This is a genomic window from Psychrobacter sp. TB55-MNA-CIBAN-0194, assembly GCF_040309505.1.
Taxonomy (GTDB): domain Bacteria; phylum Pseudomonadota; class Gammaproteobacteria; order Pseudomonadales; family Moraxellaceae; genus Psychrobacter; species Psychrobacter fozii.
On the sequence record NZ_JBEOOW010000398.1, the window covers coordinates 1 to 264 of the forward strand.

A 264-nucleotide genomic window follows, 5' to 3' on the forward strand; every position below is an offset into this window, starting at 1 on the left:
CTAAAAAGAAGGTAAAACTGGTGCTAAATGCAAATAAAAAACAACTAGCAGAAAATATTAATAAACCCAGCATAATGGTTTTTTTACGGCCAAGGCTGTCAGCTAAAAAGCCTAAAAATAATCCACTAAAGGCTATTAATGCCATGGGAGCGTAATGAAATGCACTAGCTTGAGTCATGCTCAAACCGAAATCCTTTATAAGTTCGGGGATTATCATGCCGACTGCGTCAGAGGTCATGGCAAACATAAAAAACATCATATATG

1 protein-coding gene is annotated in these 264 nt (G+C 36.7%); it reads right to left on the reverse strand.

What is annotated here, in order from left to right:
• Window positions 1-247 (reverse strand): MFS transporter (locus AAEY75_RS15625; RefSeq protein ID WP_352260106.1); only part of this gene is annotated, 247 nt, incomplete at its 3' end.
• Window positions 248-264: the final 17 nt, after the last annotated feature.